We start from the raw sequence: 19,406 nt of genomic DNA, 5'->3' as shown, positions 1-19,406 counted from the left end.
CCCCTGTCACTAAGGGTGTCGAGCGAGAGTCACGTAGCATGGCCTCCCCGATACGACGGCTCGTCTTCGACGTGATGAAGCCACACGAACCGGACATCCTCGAGTTTGCCGCGGTCGTCACCGAGTGCGAGGGCGTCACCGGCGTCAACGTCGCGCTGATCGAAACCGATCGAGACGTTCAGAACCTCAAGGTGACCCTCGAGGGCGACGACATCGACGCGGCGGCCGTCGAGGAGGCCATCGTCGACCTCGGCGGGACGGTCCACTCGATCGACGGGGTCGCCCGCGGCGAGCGGCTGGTCGAAGAACGCGATACGCCCCAGGACCGCTGATCCGGTGAGACAGTGAGTTCCCTGCACACCCTTCTCGAGGACGATGACGTTCGGTCCATCTCGCGACGGTACTTCATCTCCAACGGGTTCGACGGCACGCTGACGAGCATCGGGGTCATCGTCGGCTCGTACCTGTCGGGGGTCGACGACGGTCTCACCGTGGTCACCATCGGGCTGGGCGCGGCCGTCGGCCTGGGTACGTCCGGCGTCTGGAGCGTCTGGGAGATCGAACGAGCCGAGAAGCAGGCCGACCTGCTGCGGATCGAGCGGGCCATGCTGACCGACTTGCAGGACACGCAACTCCAGCAGCGACGCGCGGGTGCACGGAAGATCAACGCCGTCGCGAGCGGTATCGGCCCGCTCATCGGCATTATCCTTCCGCTACTTCCGTTTCTCGCACACGGCGTGCTCTTCTCGCTGCTCGAGGCGACGCTGGTCGCGGTCGCCATCGGCGTGGCCGTCCTCTTTACGTTCGGTGCGTATCTCGGCTCGATCTCGAAGCAGAACTGGATCGTCGCCGGCGTCCGCATGGGGCTCGCGGGTATCGTGGTCGCGTTTCTCAACCTATTTCTACCCGGCTGAGTCCGGGCTCGGAAGGGGCAGAGGGCAGCTCAGACCCTCGAGGTGACCGGCCTCGCGCGCACCCGCCGGCCGACGATTCGAGCGACGTAGTAGCACCAGATGCCGAGCAACACGGTGTAGCCGGGGCCGTGAAGGAGCGCCGACCACGGCTCCTCCCGGTAGAAGAAGCCGACGCCGACGGCCAACACCGCCGCGTTCCAGAGCAGGACCGTGGCCGGACCGACGACCGACGGAACGGAGCCGCGGGCGAGGAGCGTATCGGAGCGGTCGGCCGTTCCCGACTCCGGCTCCGTTTCGGTCGTGCGCTCGAGGGGGCGAACGGCGAGCAGCGAACCGGCGAGCGCGACGGGGAGCGCCCACCCCGTGAAGAGGAAGTGAAGTGCGCCCGTTTCGATCCAGGCGCGCGGGATCCCGAGCGGGACGCCGAAGAGGATGAACGGGGCGAAACTCGCCGGCGCGAGGACCCAGAACTGCGCGACGAGCACCGAGAAAGCGGTCCCGTTGGGCGTCCCGGCCAGATAGGTCCGCACGAGGGTGTAGGCGTACAGCAGGTAGCCGCCGGCGTACAGCGCGAGGCCGACGCCGGTGACCGACCGTCCCATGCCGAGGACCGGACCGAAGACGAGCGGGAAGATTCCGAACGCGAACAAGACGAGCGAGAGACGTTGCAGGCGATCGCTGTACGGCTCCGCGTCGACGAGTCGGGGAAACAGATCGTACAGCGTTCCGATCGCCGCGAGCCCGAAGAAGCCCCACGCGTTGGCGTGGACGTGCGCCTCGCGAAGCCCGGCCCAGCCGCCCGGAACGGAGACACTGTGACTGTACAGGCCGAACGCGAAAGCCAGCCCGAGCAGGTAGACGAACGGCGAGAGCAGGTAGAAGCCGACGGTCGGATCGCGTGTCAACCGGCCATCGGCGCGGCGGGCCATCCCGAGCACGAGGGCAAACAGCCACAGCGCGAGCAGCCAGACGACCGCGAGCCCGATGTCGAACGCGAGCGGGATACCGACCGCGCGGCCGTACCAGGCGAGGAGGAGCGCGCCGTTCAGCCCGAGGAAACTCGCTCGAGTCGCCCGCGTCGACGGGGTCGGCCGCTCGAGTTTCCGGGCAGCCAGGTTCGGGAGCGTGCCGAAAATCAGCTGGGTGAACGCACCGATCGTCACGAAGTGGATGTGCGTCCACGTGAGCCAGGAGAGCCGCGGCACGAGCGCGAACGCCTGAAGGCCCTGATAGAGCGCGAGCACGAGCCCGGCGAGCAGAAAGCAGACGCCGGCGACGTGAAACGGCGTTCCCGCCGGCACGAGCGGGCTGCTCGTCGGCCGGGTAGCGTCTCGTTCGGAAGCGGGCCCGCGTGACTCGGTCGGCGCGTCGTCGGTCATACGTGTTCGAACGAGCGGCGAGGGCGTATCGGTTCTCGCGAATATCTCGGGGCGATTCGAACATGTTCGAAGGAGTCGCTACCGGTCTGGCCGCCGTCTTCGAAGCCGAATGCCGCGTGCAACGCTTACGGTACGGATTCCCGACTCCCTGTGGATTCGCGAGGTTTCGACGACGTATTCCGACACCGCCTTTCGGGTGATTTCGGTGCTGGTGGGGCCCGATGTCAGCGTCGCCGGTATCGAATTGGCGACGCCGAACCCCGTCCCGATCATCGCCAGCATCGACGACCGTGACGACGTCCGCGACCTGGAACTGCTGTGGAAACACGACGACACCGCGCTCCTCCAGGTCGAAACGGCGGACCCGTCCGTACTCCGCCCGATGCAGCGAGCGGGCGTCCCGGTCGAGACCCCGTTCGTCGTCGAGGACGGCGTCGTCACGTGGGAGTTGACCACGAGCGCCGACCGACTGTCCACGCTCGGGACCCTCTTGGAGGAAAGCGACATCGGCTATCGCCTCGAGTCCGTCCACGACGTCACCGGTCGGACGGACCGCCTGTTGACCGACCGGCAACGAGAGGTGTTCCTGACCGCCGTCGACGAGGGGTACTACGACGTTCCGCGCGCGGCGACGCTCACGGAGGTCGCCGCTCACCTCGAGATTTCGAAGTCAACGTGCAGCGATATTTTACACCGCGCAGAGGGGAAGATCGCGCACTGGTTCGCCGACGAGCGCATCGGACGGGGATCCGACGACCGGTGATCGTCGCGGGTGCCGCCAGCACGCGACTGACAATTCGTTTAGGCCGTCCGCGGCGGCGGGACGAGCAACACGTTCCCGTCGGCTCGAGCGACGATGTCTTCGGAGACGCTGCCGAGCAGCAGGCGGCGGAGCCTGCTGTGGCCGCGCGAGCCCACGAGGGTCGTCGTCGGCTCGTGGTCGGCCTCCGCGGCGAGGATCTCGTCGGCCGGATCGCCCTCGCGGATCTCGGTTCGCGTCTCGATCTCCCACTCCTCGAGTCGATCCGCGAGCGCCGCCAGTCGCTCCTCGGCGTCGTCTTCGTCCGGCAGGTCCGGGTCCTTCGGCGTTCGGACGTGAACCAGCGTGGCTTCCCGAGTCGCGTGGCGAAGGTACGAGAACGCCTCGAACGCCCGGTCGGCGTTCTCGGAGAAGTCCGTCGCGTACAGTACCCGCCGGAACAGGTGGGCCTCGCGGACGGCCGGCTCTTCGGTCTCGCGCTCGATCCGGTTGACCAACAGCGGCGTCACCGTCGTTCGCGCGAGATTGCGAGCGGTCGAGCCGATGACCCGGTTCTCGAGCGGGCTCTTCCCGCGCGAGCCGACGATCGTCAGGCCCGCGCCGATCGTTTCGGCGAGCCCGGTGATGCGTCGGTGGGGCGTCCCTCGCACGACGTGGGTCTCCACGTCGAACCCTGCGTCCTCGATGACGCGGCGATAGCGCTCGAGCGCCTCCGCACGTCGCTTCTCGAAGTCCATTCCCGGCATGCCGACGTGGACGTTCGACGGAATGACCGTCACGAGGTGGACCTCCTCGACCCCGATCCGCTCGAGACACTCGAGACACGTTTCGTTTCGAATGGTCGCTTCACTGGCCGCCGACAGGTCGGTCGCGTACACTGCCTTCATACTCTCCGTAGGGCCCGGCAGTATAATATTGTTTCCTGAGCTCAATACAGTGGGCCAGTTCGCTACCGATAGATTACTCTAGACCAACACGGTTCGATCCCCATGGCCGACGAATGACGACGATCGAAACGGTCGTCCATCGGTACCCCGATAACCCGTCACTCTCTGGGGCCGAACGCGCCCGAGATGGTGACCAACAGTCACGGCCCCCTTCTGTATCTCCATAACTTATGAGAATATTCCGGTGGGTTAGCGGTGAGATAGCCACGGATAATATTGTGCAGTATCTCCAAAAGCGTTATACCGTTGCTTCGGGTAGTGGGTAATGTGCAGAAACCCATGATCCATACACAACCGATTGGCGATCGGAGGCGGTACGAATGATCGACTTCGCAACCCTCGCGACGCCGGTACAGGCGGGCGCGCTCGTCGGCACCGTCCTCACCGAGGCGGTCGTCCTCTACGCCGGCTACGGCGCGCTCGAGCGAGTCGCGGGCCCGCACCTCGTCGGGGTGATCGCGGACCGATGACGATGGAACTGTTCGGTATCGGACTGCCCCTGCTCGCGCTGTTCGTGGGCTTTGGCTTCATGATCGGCGTGCTGTTCGGGTTCTTCGGAATGGGCGGCTCGTTCCTCGTCACGCCCGCGTTGCTCGTGATGGGGTATCCCGCTCGGGTCGCCGTCGGTAGCGGGATGGCGTTCGTCTTCGGGACGGCCGTGATCGCGACGCTGAAACATCACGACCTCGGGCAGGTCGACTACAAGCTCGGCGGGCTGATGGTCGTCGGCACCTCGATCGGGATCGAGGTCGGCCGGATCGGCGTGTTCCACCTCGAGGAACTGGGCCTCGCCAGCGGGGTCATCGGCGTCACCTACGTCGTCCTGCTCGGTGCGATCGGCCTGTTCGTCACGCGCAACGCGCTCAGAGACGACGGCGACGACGGCGGCGGTCACCACGATCCGGACGCGGAGATCGATCCCGACGCGATCCCCGACATCGCCAAGACGATCCAGTCGTACCGAATTCCGCCGATGATGACGATCACGGGCGGGCTGCAGGTCTCGCTGTGGATGGTCCTCGGCGTCGCGTTCGCGACCGGCCTGCTGTCGGGATTCCTCGGCGTCGGCGGCGGATTCATCCGCATGCCCGCGCTGTTCTACCTGATCGGGGTGCCGGTTCCCGTCGCGGTCGGGACCGACCTCTTCGAGATCGTCATCTCGGGCGGGATCGGCTCGTACCTCTACGGGATGGAAGGCGGCGTCGACCTCGCGATCGTCGCGCCGCTTTTGGCCGGGAGCGCCCTCGGCGCTCGCATCGGCTCGGCGGCGACCAGCATCGCCGACGAGGGCGACATCAAGATCTACTTCGGGCTAATGTTGCTGGGCGGCTCGGTCGCGGTCGCATTCCGACAGGCCGGGAACTACCTCGGAATCGAGGCGCTGAGCACGGTCAGCTTCGCGCTGATCATGCTCTCTGCGCTGTTGGTCAGCGGAGCCGTGATCTACAGCACGATCACCACCATGCGCGCCGAACCCGACGCCGCTCCCCGAGCCGCGGACTGACGCGGCTCCCGGGCGGTTCGCGGCGGCGAGATTGTACAATATTCACAAAATCCTTTTATCAGTTCGATTCCTACCACGTGGTAGGACAATGGCAGATTCAATGGCGGAACAACTCCAGCAGGATATGGAGTGCGAAGGGCTGCTGGAGTGTATCCACGGCCTCAAACAGCTCGACAAGGACTGCTTTCGGGTGCTGGTTGACAGCGGCGAGCCGCTGACGATCGACGAGGTCGCCGACCGGGTCGACCGGGAGCGCTCGACCGCCTACCGAGCGATCCAGCGACTGCTCCAGAGCGGCTTCATCCAGAAAGAACAGATCAACTACGATCAGGGCGGCTACTACCACGTCTACCGGCCGACGGACCCGACTCAGATCGCAAACGACATGCAGCGGATGCTAAACGACTGGTACGCGAAGATGGGCCAGCTCATTCAGGAGTTCGAGGATAAGTACGAACAGCCCGACGAAAGCGCGGCGACTGTCGAAGGGTAACTCGCGATCGAGCCTACTCCCTGACGTTGCTGAGGTTTTGCATCTCCCCGCCGCAGTTCGAGCACGCTGTCGTGTGGTGTGCCTTCACTCTCCTACCGCATCGTATACATTCATACAGGTTGTCGGGATGTTTCTCTTCGACCATAGCATACACCGTGGTATATGGTACCACTCATACCGCGATAAGTCATTCGTGCGCAAGACTGGCAATTCGTCGGGTGGCGGATAGCGACTGGTCACGCCGGCCGGACCCCACGCTCGTGCACCCGGTCGCGGCCGCGGATCCGTCGGGCATCTCGAGCGCTGAGAACCACCGCGAACGGTTATCGGAACGCCACGCGAAGGGAATCCCATGCGTCGACTCGCCGTCGGTCTCTTTCTCGTGTTGCACGGCCTCGTCCACGGCTGGTACGTCGTGCTGAGTCTGGGCTGGGTCGAGGTGGAAGACCAGATGGGGTGGAGCGGCCACTCGTGGCTCCTCTCGTCGCTCCTGCCCGAGGGTGTGATACTGACGGTCGCGAGCGTGCTGTACGTCGCGGTCACCGTCGGTTTCGTTCTCGGCGGTATCGGATACGCGTTCGAGTGGGGCTGGTGGAAACCGGCCGTCGTCGGTGCGGCAGTCCTCTCGACGGTGGTCCTCGTCGTCATGTGGAACGGTCGGTTCGACCTGCTGATCGAACAGGGCGCGGCGGGCGTGCTCATCAACATCGGCCTCCTCGTCGCCATCCTCGTTCTCGAGTTGGAGTAGCGCGACCGACTCGAGCGCGCGACTGAACCGATCGACCGTCATCGGAGAACGGGCGCGTCGTACTCGATCGCGTCCACGCTGGCTCGCCAGTACGACAGGTCGCCGTCCTCGAGATTCCACTCGACTTCCGCCTCGGTCGGCACCCGTCGTCCGTCGCGGTCCTCGTAGTCGCCGAAGCGTCCGGTCCACGGCGCGTACGACTCGTCTTCCTGCCGGTAGCGCTCGGCCGTCACCCGCTCGATCTCGTCGCGGTCGTCGAAGTGAAACACGACCGACGCCGTCGCACCGCCGTGCTCGAGCGTCGCCCGGGCGGCGTCATCGTCGTCGATCGGCTCCCACTCGACGCCGCGAGCGGGCAGCAAGGCGGTCGGATACCACGCTGCCTCGGCGAGGTAACGGACCAGTTCGCCCTCGTTCATCTCGGGCGACGGGCCGGCGCTCGCGACGGGAATCGCCGAGCGAAGGCGCGCCCGTAACAGCCCCTCGCCGCGCGCGTACAGGTCGACGACGCGAACCGACAGTAGCGGTGCGACGGCGATCGTCGCGTCCCAGACGAAGCCCGGCGGGCGCGTCGTGACGTGCTGGGTCGCCTCGAGGCGCTTCCACGAGCCGTCCGCGCCGCCGAGGCGGAACTCGCCGCGCTGGCGGAGGCGGACCGTTTGGGTGTACGGCTGTCCCTCCTCGAGCACGGTCCGAAAATATCGCGCCGCGGGCGCGGGCACGTCCTCGAGGTCGTCGCGCGTGAACGCACCGTCGGGATGGGGCTCGGCGGACTCGAGGAGGGCGGTCACGCGGTCGTCGATCCGTCCGTCGAAGCGGCGTGCGGCGGCCGCGAGCGCGGCGACCGCGAGAGCGAACAGGAGTGCGGGAACGAGTCGCATCCACCTCCCCCGCGCAGACCGCGAGTGTGTCGTCGGTGCCATCGGTCATGAACGTCGCTCGAGCAGCCCCCTAAAGCCACTCCCTGCCGGGTGGACTGCCGCGGGTCTATCCCACACTGCTACCGGTGCGTTCGAGCGGTGAAAGAGCGGCGGTGGCAGCCACCATATTGCATGCTTGGGGCACGATTAATACTGGTGGTCGGATCCGGGAGCACCAGCAATTGCTCGAAGAGAACGGATACGCGTACCCCTGCCTGGGATTGCAGTGGATTCAATTGCTTTGTATTGTGGCTTTCGTGCAAACCTTTATGCACTCTCGGTTCATACGGAGGAGTGATGGCAACTGATGCACACCGCGACGCAGCCGGACAGTCGATCGACGAACCCGTCTACATCGAGGGGAAAAACCACCTCGACGAGGTCGTTGACGAGCACGACGTCGTCCTCGTCGACTTCTACGCGGACTGGTGTGGCCCCTGCAAGATGCTCGAGCCGGTCATCGACAGGCTGGCGGGCGAAACCGAGGCGGTGATGGCCAAAGTCGACGTCGACGCGAACCAGCAACTCGCGGCCGCGTACGGCGTACGGGGCGTTCCGACGCTCGCGCTGTTCGCGGACGGCGAGCAAGTCGAACAACAGACCGGCGCGCTGCCGGCGGACCGACTGCGGAGCCTGATCGAGGGATACACCGAATGAACGAGGACCAATCCAGCGTATCGTCCGTCCGTAACGTGATAATCGTCGGCTCTGGCGTGGCCGGCCTCTCGGCCGCGGTCTACGCCGCGCGAGCCGACCTCGAGCCGCTGGTGCTCGAGGGGCCGGAGCCGGGCGGCCAGCTCACGCTGACGACCGACGTGGAGAACTACCTCGGGTTCCCCGAGGGCGTCGGCGGCATGGAGCTGATCCAGCGTGGGAAAGCGCAAGCCGAGCGGTTCGGGGCCGAGTTCCGCCACGGCACCGTCGAGCGGGCGACGCTCGGCGAGCGGCCGTTCGAACTCGAGTTCTCGAGCGGCGACGCCGTACGGACGCGGGCGTTGATCGTCGCGACCGGCGCGAGCGCCCGCTGGGTCGGCGCCGAGAACGAAGACGAGTTGATGGGCTACGGCCTCTCGACGTGTGCAACTTGCGACGGCGCGTTCCACCGCGGCGACGACGTGCTCGTGATCGGCGGCGGCGACAGCGCGATGGAGGAGGCGCTCTTCCTCGCGAAGTTCGCCGACAGCGTGACGATCGTCCACCGGCGCGACGAACTGCGCGCCTCCGAGGTCATGGCACGGCGCGCCCGCGACCACGAGAAAATCGAGTTCCGCTGGAACACCGAGTTGCTCGAGATCCACGGCTCGCAGGCGGAGGGCGTCACCGGCGCGACGCTGGCCTCCCATCCCGACGGCCACCCCACCGAGAAGCTCGAGACGGGGTTCGAGGTCGAGCGCGAGGATGTCGCCGTCGGCGGGATCTTCTACGGCGTCGGCCACGTCCCGAACACGGAGTTCCTCGCCGACACCGCCGTCGACCTCGAGCCATCGGGCCACCTGCGAACGCTCGACGGGCGGACGACCGAGACCGCGGTCCCCGGCGTCTTCGGTGCCGGCGACGTGATGGACCCCGACTACCGGCAGGCGATCACCGCCGCGGGGACCGGCAGTATGGCCGCCCTCGACGCTGAATCATGGCTCGACGAGCGGGCGGCAGCCGAGGAGCAGCCGGCAGTCGCCGCGGAACTCGAGGCAGACGACTAGCCTGCCGGGCGAGACAGCGCGTCGACCGTGGTGGCAGCCGGCCTTCGATTCCAGCGAACCTGTTACTTATATGGCGTCGTCAGTGGTGGATTGGCTCGCCCATGTACGAGACGATCCTCATCGCAACGGACGGGAGCGATTCGGCCGAGCGAGCGACGGACCACGCACTCGATCTGGCGTCGAGGTTCGACGCCGACCTCCACGCGCTGTACGTCGTCGACACGCAGCGATACGGCGGGTCGATGGTGTCGGACGCGGACGCGATCACCGCGGACCTAGAAGAGCGCGGCCGAGAGCTGCTGGACGATATCGCATCGCGAGCCGACGTGGACGTGACGACCGAGATCCGAAGCGGTCGCCCCTCCCAGCTGATCGGCGAGTACGCCGACGAGATCGACGCGGAGCTGGTGGTCATCGGCAATCGCGGTCTCGGCTCCGGCGGCGAGATCGGGAGCACCGCCGAGCGGGTCGTCAGATACGTCGATCGGCCGGTAATCACGGCCTGACGGCGGTCGTGGGGGTCCGGCTCGAGCGACTCACCGGCGACATCCCTCGAAATTAATGGTCACGGGTGAGAGAGTAGGCGTATGACGTTCGTCGTTCCGTTCGACGGATCGGAGCTCGCGGAGGCCGCCCTCGTCAGGGCCGTCGAGTACGGCGCTGCCCTCGAGCAGGAGATCGTGGCCGTCTCTGTAGTCCCCGAACGAAAGAAATACGCGCGAGAGAAGGGCTGGATCGGCGAGGATGAAGAGTACGACGTCGCGGCCGCCGTCGAGCGGCTCCGGGAGCAGGTACAGTCGCTGGCTCCCGACGCGACGTTCGAGTACGAGCGGATCCGGGAGTTCCCCCCGGAAGCGCGGCTCGCGAACCGCATCGAGCGACTCGTCCTCGAGCACGATCCGAGCGTCGTCTTCCTCGGCAGCGACAACGTCGGCCGGGTCGTCACGCCGCTGACCAGCGTCGGCGTCCACGTCGCCGCCGACGAGTCCTACGACGTGTTCATCGTCCGCCAGCGCCACCCGCCGAAACTCGAGACGATCGACGCCCACGAGGACTTCTACGAGGATGCCGACTCGCCGTCGTAGTACACGCGACACCGGGTCGCCGATGTCGACTCGCCCGCCGGCTCACTCGGTCGTTCGCTCGATCGAGTCGAGCATCGCAGAGACGAGTTCGCACTCGTAGTAGCGAACCGTCTCGCTGTGGGCGTCGTACTCGACGAGCCCGCAGTCCTCGAGCCGCGGGAGGTGGGCGTGAGCGAGTTCCAGCGCCCACTCGTCGGCGGTCATCGCCTCGCTCGTGGGTAGCGACTCGAGCAGCGACTCGCGGTGAGTCCAGTTTTTCGGCGCCGTGTCGAGGGTTCGGACGACAGTCCGGCGATGGGCGTCGGCAAGCAGCGATAGGATCTCGTCTACGTCGCACGTGCGCCGGACGGTACCGTCCGAATCGACGATCTGGCACTCGCTCATGGATCCGATGGTCGAGGTGTCGAGACTACCGGATAAAGCTACACAGCGTGTTCCCACGCTATGAAAGCAACCGGACGAGCGGACTATTCAGCGACGCTACCGGAGCCGCTGGACGCACCGACCGGAACCCGATCGACGGCCCACTATTATCGGCTTGATCGTGGTCGATCACCGCATGCGTTATCTCGAGATCACGGTTCCGGAGGGGCGGCAGCGGGCCGTCATCGATATCCTCGAGTCCGAGGGGATCGATTACGTCGTCAGCGACGAGACCAGCGACAGGGGCTACGCCGCGGTCATCCGGTTTCCGCTCCCGACACGCGCTGTCGAACCGGTCCTCGATCGCCTCGCCGACGCCGAGATCGATGACGCGCGCGTCGTCGTCATCAACGCCGAAACGGTCATCTCACGGGAATTTGACGACCTGCTCTCCCGGTACAGCCGCGGCGGGACGGGCGAGCGGACCTCGAGGCAGGTGCTACGGACGAAGGCCGACGAACTCACCCCTTCGTTTTCGATCTACGTCGCCATGCTGGTGATCAGCGCGGTCGTCGGTACGGCCGGTCTGCTGTCGGACTCGCCCGCGGTCGTCGTCGGCTCGATGGTCATCGCTCCGCTGCTCGGCCCCGCGCTGGCCGCCAACGTCGGTATCGTCACTGCCGACGACCACCTCCGGTCGACTGGATTTCGCTACCAACTCGCCGGCATCGTCATCGTCGTCGGTGCGTCGATCGTCCTCGCATTGCTCGCACGGCTGGCGGGTCTCGAGCCGGCGGGCGTCGACATCGTGGTCGTCGCCGAGCTGGAAGAGCGCGTCTCGCCGAACCTCCTGTCGATCGCCGTCGCGCTTGGCGCCGGCGTGGCCGGCATTCTGAGCCTCACGCGAGGGTTCTCGGAAGCGATCGTCGGGGTGATGATCGCGGCGGCGCTCATTCCGCCGGCGGCCGCCGTCGGAATCACGGTCGGGTGGGGGATGTACGGTGCCGCGGTCGGTGCATTCGTGCTGGTCGTCGTCAACATCCTATCGATCAACGTCGCGGCCCTGGCCACGCTGTGGGCCATCGGCTATCGGCCGCAGGGACTGTTCGACCTCTCGCCGACGCGGACGCAGACGATCACGTACGCGACGGTGTTCGGGGTCGCGTTGCTGGTGCTGGCCGCCCCGCTCGCCGGCATGACGCTGCTCGAGATCCGAACGACGCAGCTCCAGTCGACCGCAGAGGCGGAGGTCACCGCGGTCGTCGACGACACCGAGTACGTCGCGGGAGAGGATTCGGTCGAGGTAGTTCTGAACGACGACTACCCGACCAGATCGATCGACAGCGTCGTCGTCACGGTCACCGGACACGATCCCGGCCCGGAACCGACGCTCGCCGACCGGATCTATGAGAATATCTCCGAACACGTCTCGGGGTCGCTCGTCGTCGAGGTCCGGTACGTCATCGCCGATCGGCTCGGGACCGACACCGGCGAGCGAATCGTCGTCCACACTACCCACTCGTCCGATGATTAGTCGACCGTCTCCCGACCGGTGACCGCCGCCGGCTCGAGTTCGTAGAGGACGAACTCGACGTCTTCGACCGCTTCGTCGAACAGGTGAAACGGCGGAAACCACTCGTTGAGCGTCCCCTCGTCGATGTCGCGGTCCGACTGGCGGACGGGGCCGCGGATGTGGATACTCCAGGATTCGTCCCCCGTCGTATCGTAGCAGACGAACGTGGCGGTGTCGGTGGTCTCCAGATATTGACGCTTCTCGGCGTCGCCGTGGTCGCTCACGCGAAGCAGGAACCGCTCGCCGTCGTAGTGGTAGCTCAGCGGAACCGCGTACGCGTCGTCGCCGTCGGCCAGCGCGAGGACGCCGTGGTCGCCGGTTCGCAGTCGCTCCTCGAGGTCGGCGTCGTCCATCCCCGTCGTGTATACGTAGTCGGCGTGCTCCATATCGAACAGGACGGGACGATACGGTAAGTACGCTTACCCCTCGCGCCGTCGAGCCCGAAATACCTGATTTCACAGTCTCAAATGTTCAGCGGCGCGCTCGCGCGGCGATCCTCGACGACGCCGCCTGGCGCGACACCGACTTGGTTGTCATCGGGACTCACGACCGCGCCGGCCTCGGCAGGTACCTCCTGAGAAGGGGCACCGAAAAGTGGCCCCCCCAGCGCCGAGACGCCCGTTCTGGCGGTCTCGCCGCCCGACGAAAAGCGAGCCTCAGTCGTCTAGATACCGGGCCGGCACGTACGCGAGGACGCCGGTCGGGAGACTCGAGACGACATCGCCGTCGAAGAGTTCCTCCGCGATCCGCGGAAGGAGCCGGCGCACCGCGGTGTAGACGACCGCGACGGCCAGCGACGCGGCGACGACCCACCGGAGCGCCCCCTCGAGGGTGAGCAACAGCGGGACGGCAAGCGTCACCGAGAGCAGGAGGTCCTCGGGCGCGCCGTCGTAGCGCACCCACCGGTAGGGGGCGATCCACTGCCCGCGGTAGTGGTCGTAGACCGCCCGGTCGGAGGTCGCCTCCCACGGACGAAGCTCGAGGCCGCCGCCGAAGACGTCCGTGACGCTGTGGACGGCCGCGGCGAGCAAGAATACGGCGGCGGCGACCGTTGCCGCCGTCGGCGCGAGGAGGGCGAGCGGGGCGACCGCGACGGCGAGCGCCGAAAAGTACACCGGGTAGTGCAGCGTCTTCCGGTGGCCGACGTACATATCGAGGTCCGGGAAGACGCCGCCGAGAAAGCCCGCGACGAGCGCCGCGGTACCGAACTCCGGTATCGCGAGCGCGATCGGGAGCGCGAGCACGAGCCCGGTGAAGGCGTGGGTCGGAAGCATCATCGTGACCTGTTTCAGGGGACGGAATTACTTGAACGCGTCGGTGGCTCGAGCGAGCGCGTCGGGACCTCTACGCCGACCGGCCGACGACGAGGACGGGCACGTCGACCGTCCGCAGCAGGGCCGAGGTCACGCTGCCGAGCAGTTGCCGCCCGACGTTCGAGCGGCCGTGAGACCCCATCACGATCAGATCGATGTCGTGGTCGGCGACGTATCCGCGGATACCGGCGGCGGCACCCTCGCCACCGGTCGTCCGGACGACAGCTGTCGTAACGTCGACCTCGGACGCCGTCTCGGCGATCGCGCTCGCGGCCGCGTCGACCGCCTCGGTCCCGCGGGCCTCGAGGCGGTCGACGAACTCGGCCTCGAGGCCGCCGGCGCTGAACAGGCCGCCCGCGCTCTGGAGGTCGACGACGTTCAGGACGTGGACGGCCGCACCGCAGTGGCTGGCGATCGTCGCCCCGCGCTCGGTGGCCCGGTTTGCGTTCTCGCTCCCGTCGGTCGGTACGAGGACGCGCTCGTAGTCGGTGGCGGGCGTCGACGCCGCGTCACCGGCCGGAACGACGAACACCGGAACCTCGCTGCGGTGGAGGAGGTGCTCCGTGACGCCGCCGAGCAGTCGCTTGCCGAGGCCCGTCGCACCCTGTCGCCCGACGACGAGCAGCGTCGCGTCGGCCTCGGCCGCGTACTCGCGGATCCGGACGCCGGGGCGTCCCTCGCGAAGCGCCGTCGTCACCGGCTGGCCGAGCGACGCGGCGATCTCCTCGATCTCCGAGAGGATCGACTCGCCGCGCTCTCGAAGCCGCGTCTCTTCGTCGGCCGACGCCGCGAGCCGAAGGGATTTCCGCTCGACGACGTGGAGCACGTCGACGGTCGCGTCGACGACGGTAGCCAGTTCGAGGCCGCGTTTCGCGGCCCGCGTCGCCTCCTCGCTCCCGTCGACGGGGATGACGATGTGGTCGGTCATTCGTGGGGAGTTCGAACCCCGCCCCCTTCACTATTGGCCGCCGTCCCGAGCGGTGGGAGGTCTCCGGGCGCCGGCCGGCGGCCGGCACCGACACCGCCGCCTCAGTCGACGATCAGCACCTGCGCCGTCGCCTCCTCGGCGACTCGCTTCGAGACGCTCCCGCGAATGAGGTGGTCGAGTTCCCTGTGTCGTCCCATTACGATGAGATCGATATCGTGGTCGGCCGCGTACCCCAGGATCGCCTCGCCGCGAAGCCCGTGGGTCACGCACTCCTCGACGTGCTCGACGCCGGCCTCGAGCGCGCGGTCGCGGACGTAGTCGACCGCCTGCCGGCCGATCGTCTCGAGGTCGGCGAAGCTGATCCCCGGCGCGATCGCGGCGGAGTTGACCACGTAGAGGGCGTGAAGCGTCGCGTCCGTCTCGGCCGCGAGTTCGATGGCTTCGTCGATCGCCTCCTCGGTGTTCTCGCGGCCGTCGGTCGGGATGAGAATGTCGTGATACATACTGCACACTGCGTCGAGGACGCCAATAAGGACTGGTCTCGACGTACTCGACGGTTAGGCGGTCAACACCGGCCGGTCCGCCGAGCGGACGACCCGTTCGGCGGTGCTGCCGATCTTCCCTTCTCGGCTGTGGCTCTGGCCCTGATAGCCAAGTACGATCAGATCGGCATCGACGCCGTCCGCCCGCTCGAGGATCTCTTCCCAGGGCCGGCCGTGGCAGAGACACGTCGACACCTCGACCCCGTAGTTGTCGGCGCGGTCGGCCAGTTCCGACAGCAGGTCCTGGCCGCGCTCCTCGAGGTCGTTGAGCACGATCTCGGCGCTGCTCAGCGCCGGTTCGCCGTAGCGGTACGTCTCGACGCAGTAGAGGATGTCTATCCGGGAGCCGTACTCGTCGGCCAGCGAGAGCGCGTGTTCGACGGCTCGGTTCGCCGGATCGCTGCCGTCCGCGGGAACGAGGATCGTCTCGTACATCGTCGGATCAATGTTTCTGATGCGAAATCGCGGCAAATAGCTTTCTCCCCGGTAGTTGACAGGTGCGTGATTCGAACCGTCTCCGGACTGGAACAACGAGTTACGTCGTCCAGCCGACGAACGGCTCCTCGGTCGCCACGTCGAGCGCGTCCAGCGTCCGCGCCGTCGAGACGTAATGACTGGCGAGCATCGCGACGCCGACGACGGTATCCGTCTCGTAGTGTTCGCCGAGCCGGTCGTGATCGCCGTCGCGCGGATCGCCCAGTGCTACGCTCCGAGCGTACGCGACGAGCGCGGCGTCGCGGTCCTCGAGCGCCGCGAGATCCCCCCGGCTGATGGCGTCGATCTCGGCGTCGGTGACGCCCGCCTCGCAGCCCAGTCGGACGTGCTGGTGCCACTCGTACTCGTGCTCGAGCGCCCGCGCCGCCGCGAGGATCACGACCTCGCGCTCGCGGGCGGGCAGCACGTCCCACAGCCGCGTCGAGTAGCGCATGTACCACCGCATGAGTTCGGGAGCGTTCGCCATCGCCTGGAAGATGTGGGCATCGCCGACGTCGTTTTCGGTGAAGAGGTAGCGGTACTCCTCGGGCAAGTCCTCGGCCTCGAGCAGCGGAACCCGCGCCATCTCACTCCTCACCCGGATTCCGACGTGCGATCATGCCCAGTCCAATCCAGGAGATGACGACATCGCCGTCCTGAGTGACCCCCTGGAGTCGGCTGTCGACGTACCCCCGCCGGGGATCGCTCTCGGAGACGCGCTTGTCGATCACTTCGGTGCGGATCGAGAGCGTGTCGCCGGGCTTGACGGGCTGTTTCCACCGGAGTTCGTCGACGCCGCGGGCGCCCATGCTCGCTCGGTCCTGAATCGGGCCGTCGACGAGCATCCGCATACACATCGCGGCGGTGTGCCAGCCGGAGGCGACGAGTTCGCCGAAGGCGGACTCCTCGGCGGCGTCTTCGTCGACGTGGAACGGCTGGGGATCGTACTGCTCGGCGAATTCGATGATCTCCGCTTTCGTGACGTGGTACTCACCGAACTCGTTTGTCTCCCCGACCTCGATGTCTTCGTAGTAGCGCATCGCCGTGTGGTGTGGTACGTATCGGCAAGAACCTGTGGGACGAGGCAGCGTCGCCCGCTGTCGTAGAGCTCGTCCGCAGCGAATCAGACCGTCAGCGCTCGTGTGTCCGACGACCGGTCAACTCGTCGACTGCTCGAGGTCCGCTCCCGACTCGAGCGGCCGTTCGTCCCGCGTCCGCAGGTGGAGGGCGATCGCACAAGCCGCGGCGATCAGCCCGGCCACCGTCGCGATGGCGAACGCGACCTGGTAGCCGAACTCCGTGTAGACGCGGGTGCCGTTGACGGTCTGGCCGGTCCAGTAGGCGTCGAGCGCGGCCCCGAGGACGACCGGGAAGACCGCCGCGCCGGTCCACGCCATCGTGTTGATCAGGCCGATGACGGTGCCGCTGGCCCCCTCCGGATGGCGCTCTTTGATGACCGTATAGGCGAGCGGTATCCCCCCGCGCAGGACCCGCGAGAAGAGGAAGATCGCGCCGACGAGCAACAGCGGAACGGTGCCAAAGAGGGCGAACACGCCCCAAGTCAGTCCGAAGATGACCGTCGAGAGGACGATGAGTCCCGTTCGCTTGCCCGACCGATCGGACAGCCAGCCGAACAGCGTCGGGCCAATCATCCCGCCGACGTTGCCGAGCAGGAGGTAGACCGACGCTTCGGTCACGGAAATGTCGTGGGTTTGGACCAGATAGGGAATCCCCCACAGGCCGAAGATAGTGATCCCGATGCCGGTCATGAAAAAGAGCATCGTCCCGAGTAGCCAGGTCTCGGGCTCTCTGACCGCGTCCGCGACGTACCGCTTGAGCGTCGCGGCCGAGGTCACGTCCGGCCGATCTGGCACGTCCTCGATCGGCGGCAGGCCCGCGTCGGCCGGCGAATCGTGCGAGAGGAGGGCGATACCGACGGCGGCCGCGAGCCCGACCGCGCCGAGGCCGAGCATCGAGGGCCGCCAGCCAACGGTCGTGACGGCGATCGCGAGCGGCGTCGTCGCCGCCAGTCCGCCCAGAATACCGACGCTGAAGGTCACGCCGGTCATCGTCCCGAACTCGTCCGGCCGGAACCAGTTTGCACAGAAGCGCAACACGGCGACGAACAACACGCTCGCACCGAGCCCGATGCACAGCCGCCCGAGGAAGGCCAGCGCGTAGGTCGTCGCGAGGCCGAAGGCTAGCGCGCCGACGCTCATCAGGATCGTCCCCGCCGCGGCGATCGCACGCGCCCCGTAGCGGTCCGTCAGCAGCCCGGCCGGCACCTGAAAGGCCGCGTAGAGGTAGAAAAACGACGAGTGGAGCAGTCCGAGGCTCGTCGCCGTCGTGTCGAACGACTGCATCAACTGTTCGGAGAGGACCGCGGTCGACGTGCGATGGAGGCTCACGAGAAAGAACGACCCGACGAGCAGGCCCCACCCGAGCCACCGTCGCCGATACGGATTCGAAAGCGGATTCACCTGCGGGCCTTTGCTATCGGGTATAGTAAAGCTAGGTCCATATCCGGTGTCTCAGGGCCGCTGGCGCGTTAAACTAACTCGAGCCGCATCGAATGATGTGTGTTCACGTCCCACATATAGGGCCGTCTCGCCTCGTTCGTCCTCGAGCGCGGACGCGTGCAGGACCTCGAGCCGGCGACCGGTGCGTCCGCCATGCCGTCGCCGCCTCCAGACTGGCTTTCACAACACCTATGCGTCGCCGCACGGGGGTTTCCGTATGGACCTCGAGGAGCGATCCGTCCTCGTTACCGGCGGGGCGGGATTCATCGGTTCGAATCTGGCGAACCACCTGGCTGCGGACAACGACGTGACCGTCGTCGACGACTGCTATCTGGGGACGCCCGAAAACCTCTCCGACGACGTGGACTTCGTGAACGCGAGCGTGCTCGACGACGACTTGCCGACCGACGTGGACATCGTCTTCCACCTGGCGGCGCTGTCGTCGTACGCGATGCACGAGGACGATCCGACGACGGGTGCCCGCGTCAACGTCGAGGGGTTCGTCAACGTCGTCGAACAGGCTCGTCAGGAGGGCTGCGAGACGGTCGTCTACGCGTCGACCTCGTCGATCTACGGGAGCCGCACCGAGCCCTCGCCGGAGGACATGCCGGTGACGGTCAACACCGGCTACGAGGCCTCGAAGCTCGCCCGCGAGCGCTACGGGGAGTACTTCGCGAACCACTACGGCATGACCGCGGCCGGCATGCGCTTTTTCTCGGTCTATCAGGGCTACGGCGGTGCCGAGGAACACAAAGGCGAGTACGCCAACGTGATCGCCCAGTTCGCCGACGATATCGCCGACGGCGACGCGCCCGTCCTCTACGGCGACGGCACGCAGACCCGCGATTTCACCCACGTCGACGATATCGTCCGCGGGCTCGAGCTGGCCGCGGCCCACGAACTCGACGGGATCTACAACCTCGGAACCGGCGAGGCATACGACTTCAACACCGTCGTCGAGATGATCAACGACGAACTCGGCACCGATATCGAGCCCGAGTACGTCGAGAACCCGATCCCCGAATCGGTGTACGTCCACGACACCTGCGCCGATTCCTCGAAGATCCGCGAGGAAACCGGCTGGGAGCCCGCGATCGACTTCGAGGAAGGGATCCGGCGGGTCTGTGCCCAGTACACAGACGAGTAACGACGTACGATCGTCGCGACCGGAGCGGTTCGCCGCGTTTTCGCTGCTCGAGTGAGCGGTCTCGAGTCTCCCGTTCGCCACGGGGACAGCCCTCACG

26 protein-coding genes are annotated in these 19,406 nt (G+C 66.7%); 13 read left to right on the top strand and 13 right to left on the bottom strand.

The annotated features are described in order from the left end of the window. The first annotated feature begins 38 nt into the window (after positions 1-38). Positions 39-332 carry a DUF211 domain-containing protein gene (locus NKH51_RS06160; RefSeq protein ID WP_254764369.1) on the top strand — a complete coding sequence of 98 codons (294 nt, stop codon included), beginning with the start codon at positions 39-41 and terminating at the stop codon, positions 330-332. Between the two features lie 12 nt (positions 333-344). Continuing rightward, positions 345-914 (top strand): VIT1/CCC1 transporter family protein, encoded by a 570-nt coding sequence (locus NKH51_RS06155; RefSeq protein WP_254764368.1) that lies wholly within the window; start codon positions 345-347, stop codon positions 912-914. Positions 915-943: 29 nt separating this feature from the next. Here NKH51_RS06155 and NKH51_RS06150 read toward each other — a convergent pair whose 3' ends face one another. Next, a complete protein-coding gene (locus NKH51_RS06150) occupies positions 944-2,293 on the bottom strand; it encodes a cbb3-type cytochrome c oxidase subunit I (protein ID WP_254764367.1) in 1,350 nt (449 codons plus the stop codon). A 205-nt stretch (positions 2,294-2,498) separates the two neighbouring features. Here NKH51_RS06150 and NKH51_RS06145 point away from each other — a divergent pair, with 205 nt between their 5' ends. Beyond that, entirely contained in the window at positions 2,499-3,056 is a 558-nt protein-coding gene (locus tag NKH51_RS06145; RefSeq protein WP_340674299.1) for a helix-turn-helix domain-containing protein, read from the top strand. 38 nt (positions 3,057-3,094) lie between these two features. Here NKH51_RS06145 and NKH51_RS06140 read toward each other — a convergent pair whose 3' ends face one another. Then, positions 3,095-3,940, bottom strand: a complete 846-nt coding sequence (locus NKH51_RS06140) for a universal stress protein (RefSeq protein ID WP_254764365.1) — start codon at positions 3,938-3,940, stop codon at positions 3,095-3,097. Positions 3,941-4,320: 380 nt separating this feature from the next. Between NKH51_RS06140 and NKH51_RS06135 the strand changes: the two genes are divergently transcribed. The 3 genes from NKH51_RS06135 (at position 4,321) to NKH51_RS06125 (ending at position 5,997) form a co-directional block, all read left to right on the top strand. After that, a complete protein-coding gene (locus tag NKH51_RS06135; RefSeq protein ID WP_254764364.1) occupies positions 4,321-4,470 on the top strand; it encodes a DUF7512 family protein in 150 nt (49 codons plus the stop codon). Between the two features lie 2 nt (positions 4,471-4,472). Then, the gene (locus NKH51_RS06130; RefSeq protein ID WP_254765124.1) at positions 4,473-5,504 is read left to right on the top strand and encodes a sulfite exporter TauE/SafE family protein; all 1,032 of its coding nucleotides are present in this window, start codon (positions 4,473-4,475) and stop codon (positions 5,502-5,504) included. 88 nt (positions 5,505-5,592) lie between these two features. Beyond that, entirely contained in the window at positions 5,593-5,997 is a 405-nt protein-coding gene (locus NKH51_RS06125) for a helix-turn-helix domain-containing protein (protein WP_254764363.1), read from the top strand. Between the two features lie 13 nt (positions 5,998-6,010). Here NKH51_RS06125 and NKH51_RS06120 read toward each other — a convergent pair whose 3' ends face one another. After that, complete coding sequence (locus tag NKH51_RS06120; protein WP_254764362.1) at positions 6,011-6,142, bottom strand: rubrerythrin-like domain-containing protein; 132 nt, start codon at positions 6,140-6,142, stop codon at positions 6,011-6,013. Between the two features lie 207 nt (positions 6,143-6,349). Here NKH51_RS06120 and NKH51_RS06115 point away from each other — a divergent pair, with 207 nt between their 5' ends. Then, positions 6,350-6,745, top strand: a complete 396-nt coding sequence (locus NKH51_RS06115; RefSeq protein ID WP_254764361.1) for a hypothetical protein — start codon at positions 6,350-6,352, stop codon at positions 6,743-6,745. A 38-nt stretch (positions 6,746-6,783) separates the two neighbouring features. Here NKH51_RS06115 and NKH51_RS06110 read toward each other — a convergent pair whose 3' ends face one another. Continuing rightward, positions 6,784-7,626: a DUF6920 family protein gene (locus NKH51_RS06110; RefSeq protein WP_254764360.1), complete on the bottom strand. Its 843-nt coding sequence runs from the start codon at positions 7,624-7,626 to the stop codon at positions 6,784-6,786. Between the two features lie 336 nt (positions 7,627-7,962). On the opposite strand from NKH51_RS06110, the gene trxA reads away from it, so the two are divergent. The 4 genes from trxA to NKH51_RS06090 all read left to right on the top strand — a co-directional run bounded on the left by trxA (position 7,963) and on the right by NKH51_RS06090 (position 10,450). Further along, complete coding sequence (gene trxA / locus NKH51_RS06105) at positions 7,963-8,322, top strand: thioredoxin (RefSeq protein WP_254764359.1); 360 nt, start codon at positions 7,963-7,965, stop codon at positions 8,320-8,322. Further along, positions 8,319-9,365, top strand: a complete 1,047-nt coding sequence (locus tag NKH51_RS06100) for an NAD(P)/FAD-dependent oxidoreductase (protein WP_254764358.1) — start codon at positions 8,319-8,321, stop codon at positions 9,363-9,365. Before trxA ends, NKH51_RS06100 begins: the two co-directional genes overlap by 4 nt. A 101-nt stretch (positions 9,366-9,466) precedes the next feature. Next, positions 9,467-9,871, top strand: coding sequence for a universal stress protein (locus tag NKH51_RS06095; RefSeq protein WP_254764357.1), 405 nt, complete (start codon positions 9,467-9,469; stop codon positions 9,869-9,871). A gap of 81 nt (positions 9,872-9,952) precedes the next feature. Then, complete coding sequence (locus NKH51_RS06090) at positions 9,953-10,450, top strand: universal stress protein (protein WP_254764356.1); 498 nt, start codon at positions 9,953-9,955, stop codon at positions 10,448-10,450. A 42-nt stretch (positions 10,451-10,492) separates the two neighbouring features. Here the strand turns inward: NKH51_RS06090 and NKH51_RS06085 are convergent, their stop codons facing one another. Further along, complete coding sequence (locus NKH51_RS06085; RefSeq protein WP_254764355.1) at positions 10,493-10,834, bottom strand: DUF7344 domain-containing protein; 342 nt, start codon at positions 10,832-10,834, stop codon at positions 10,493-10,495. 175 nt (positions 10,835-11,009) lie between these two features. On the opposite strand from NKH51_RS06085, the gene NKH51_RS06080 reads away from it, so the two are divergent. Further along, positions 11,010-12,347, top strand: a complete 1,338-nt coding sequence (locus NKH51_RS06080) for a TIGR00341 family protein (RefSeq protein ID WP_254764354.1) — start codon at positions 11,010-11,012, stop codon at positions 12,345-12,347. On the opposite strand, the gene NKH51_RS06075 is transcribed toward NKH51_RS06080, so the two are convergent. The 8 genes from NKH51_RS06075 to NKH51_RS06040 form a co-directional block, all read right to left on the bottom strand. After that, positions 12,344-12,772 carry a pyridoxamine 5'-phosphate oxidase family protein gene (locus tag NKH51_RS06075; protein ID WP_254764353.1) on the bottom strand — a complete coding sequence of 143 codons (429 nt, stop codon included), beginning with the start codon at positions 12,770-12,772 and terminating at the stop codon, positions 12,344-12,346. The genes NKH51_RS06080 and NKH51_RS06075 overlap by 4 nt on opposite strands. Positions 12,773-13,042: 270 nt before the next feature. Next, entirely contained in the window at positions 13,043-13,663 is a 621-nt protein-coding gene (locus NKH51_RS06070; protein ID WP_254764352.1) for a metal-dependent hydrolase, read from the bottom strand. 67 nt (positions 13,664-13,730) lie between these two features. After that, positions 13,731-14,627, bottom strand: a complete 897-nt coding sequence (locus NKH51_RS06065) for a universal stress protein (protein WP_254764351.1) — start codon at positions 14,625-14,627, stop codon at positions 13,731-13,733. A 101-nt stretch (positions 14,628-14,728) separates the two neighbouring features. Continuing rightward, positions 14,729-15,130, bottom strand: a complete 402-nt coding sequence (locus tag NKH51_RS06060) for a universal stress protein (protein ID WP_254764350.1) — start codon at positions 15,128-15,130, stop codon at positions 14,729-14,731. 54 nt (positions 15,131-15,184) lie between these two features. After that, a complete protein-coding gene (locus NKH51_RS06055) occupies positions 15,185-15,604 on the bottom strand; it encodes a universal stress protein (protein ID WP_254764349.1) in 420 nt (139 codons plus the stop codon). Between the two features lie 100 nt (positions 15,605-15,704). Next, on the bottom strand, positions 15,705-16,229 hold the full coding sequence (locus tag NKH51_RS06050) for a carboxymuconolactone decarboxylase family protein (protein ID WP_254764348.1): 525 nt from the start codon (positions 16,227-16,229) through the stop codon (positions 15,705-15,707). 1 nt (position 16,230) lies between these two features. Continuing rightward, positions 16,231-16,683 (bottom strand): MaoC family dehydratase, encoded by a 453-nt coding sequence (locus tag NKH51_RS06045; protein ID WP_254764347.1) that lies wholly within the window; start codon positions 16,681-16,683, stop codon positions 16,231-16,233. Between the two features lie 117 nt (positions 16,684-16,800). Next, a complete protein-coding gene (locus NKH51_RS06040) occupies positions 16,801-18,123 on the bottom strand; it encodes an MFS transporter (protein ID WP_254764346.1) in 1,323 nt (440 codons plus the stop codon). Between the two features lie 256 nt (positions 18,124-18,379). On the opposite strand from NKH51_RS06040, the gene NKH51_RS06035 reads away from it, so the two are divergent. After that, positions 18,380-19,309 (top strand): NAD-dependent epimerase/dehydratase family protein, encoded by a 930-nt coding sequence (locus tag NKH51_RS06035; RefSeq protein ID WP_254764345.1) that lies wholly within the window; start codon positions 18,380-18,382, stop codon positions 19,307-19,309. The last annotated feature ends 97 nt before the right edge of the window (positions 19,310-19,406 follow it).

Origin of the sequence: Natrinema marinum (assembly GCF_024296685.1) — an archaeon.
GTDB classification, from domain to species: domain Archaea; phylum Halobacteriota; class Halobacteria; order Halobacteriales; family Natrialbaceae; genus Natrinema; species Natrinema marinum.
Note: the sequence above shows the minus strand (reverse complement) of the source record. Positions and strands in the feature narration are given on the sequence as shown.